The 1,997-nt window shown below is 68.3% G+C and carries 2 pseudogenes; both read left to right on the top strand.

Features of this window, described 5'->3' with window-relative positions:
- Nucleotides 1-102 (top strand): annotated as a pseudogene (locus AACY49_RS29480) (alpha/beta hydrolase); the annotation flags it as partial.
- A gap of 403 nt (nucleotides 103-505) precedes the next feature.
- Nucleotides 506-1,906, top strand: a pseudogene (locus AACY49_RS29475) (Tn3 family transposase); the annotation flags it as partial.
- Nucleotides 1,907-1,997 lie beyond the last annotated feature (91 nt).

The following is a 1,997-nucleotide window of genomic DNA, read 5'->3' as shown; positions in this document are numbered from 1 at the left end:
GCGATGCCGTTGATGACCATGATTTACGGCTACTTCCCCGGCAAACGTCTGGGCTGGCTCGAAGACACGCCAGCGGGTGTCGTCCGCGACTGGAGCATGCCGCGGCGCCTGTCGAGCGCCGAATAGCCTGGCGGCGGGTCGCCGAACACGCTCGCCGTCAGGTCCTGCCGGGCGCGGGCGGCCGTGCGCCGTTCCAGATCGGCGGTCGCCTTCGCCGACGGCCCCGAGCGCGGCCCGGCGGAGAAGGATGCGCCGTACAGCTGAAAGCGCCCGGCGACGCTGCCGATGCTCTTGCGCGTGGCCTTGGCGATGGTCCCGAACACCTCGCCCTGCTTGCCCCATGGCCCGGCACTATCGCCATAGTGATCGGCGAAATCGCGCTGCCAGATTTCCGCCGCGCGGCGGATGTCGGTCGGTGTCCAGACGGCGTGGGTGGCTTGGTCGTGGGTGGTCATGCGGCAACTCCCCCCTCCAGTGCGTCGTGACTGGCCTCGTGCTCGGTCCACAGCGTGCGCGGCGCGCTGTCGAGGTCGTTGGCGGCGATGAAGCGTTCGGCCGCCTCGTCGCAGTCGCGGCCGAACGCGGCATCGAGAAGCGCATCGCATCGCGCCTTGATCTTGTCGCCTGCACCCGGCTCGACCGGCTGACGACCGAAATGCTGCCGGGGGCAATCAGCCGCTTCATCTGGCTGCGCCGGATCGAGCCGGGCAACAATTCCGCCGCGGCAAACCGACTGCTCGACCGGCTTGAGTTCCTGCGTGCGATGAACCTCGATGCCGGCCTGCTCGGCGACGTCCCGCCGCATCGCGTCGCCCGGCTGCGCCGACAGGGCGAACGTTACTTCGCCGATGGCCTGCGTGATCTCGGCACCGACCGGCGTCGCGCCATCCTCACTGTCTGCATCATCGAGTGGGCCACCTCGACTGCGGATGCGGTGATCGAGACGCATGACCGGATCGTCGGGCGCACCTGGCGCGAGGCAAAACAGTTGCATGACGCACGTGCCGCGGAAACGAGAGGCGGGGTCACAGCGACGCTGGACGGCTTCGCCGCGCTCGGCCAATCGCTCATCGAAGCGCATGGCGACGGCGCGTCGCTGGAGGATGCGGTCGCGCGTGCGGCGGGATGGGACCATCTCACCCGCCTCGTCGCGACGGCCAGGGTTCTGACGGACACGCTTGGCGATGATCCGCTGGCGCATGTCGATCAGGGGTATCACCGCTTCCGTCGCTATGCCCCGCGTATGCTGCGCTGCCTCCATCTCCAAGCCGCGTCGGTCGCGCGACCCTTGCTGGACGCGGTGATCGCCATCGCCACCAAAGACGCGCTCCCGGCGACCGACGATTTCCTGCGCCCACATTCCAAATGGCGGCGTCAATTGCGGGCGAAGGGCGACGATGATGCGCGCCTCCGAGAAGTCGCGGTCATGTTCCATCTGCGCGACGCGCTGCGCTCGGGTGACATCTGGCTCGACCGCTCGCACCGGTACGGTGACCTTCGCAACGTCCTCGTATCGATGGAAGTCGCGCATGCTGCGAAGCTGGCCGTACCGTCCGATCCGCATGTCTGGCTCGCGGACCGCAAGGCCCGTCTCGCCGATGGCCTCGCCCGGCTCGGTCGCGCCGCGCGCAACGGTACGATCCCGAAAGGCAGCATCGAGGACGGGACGCTGCGCATCGATCGCCTGACCGCCGATGCGCCGGACGGGATCGATGACCTGGTGCTGGACCTTTACCGTCGCCTGCCGCCCATCCGCATCACCGACCTGCTGCTCGAAGTGGACGCCGCGCTGGAGTTCACCGACGCCTTCACCCATCTGCGCACCGGCATACCGTGCGGCGACCGGATCGGCCTGCTCAACGTCCTGCTCGCCGAGGGATTGAACCTGGGCCTGCGCAAGATGGCCGAGTGATCTGCGGGTTCTTGCCGCCCATTTCCAGCTGGACCTTGGCCTGGCGCGACACGCAGCTGACAGCGATCTGACGACCCACGCCCAC

It is taken from the genome of Pseudomonas sp. EL_65y_Pfl2_R96 (genome assembly GCF_963970905.1).
Classification (GTDB): Bacteria; Pseudomonadota; Gammaproteobacteria; order Pseudomonadales; family Pseudomonadaceae; genus Aquipseudomonas.
The sequence above is the reverse complement of the archived record's forward strand: the minus strand, read 5'-3'. Positions and strand labels throughout refer to the sequence as shown.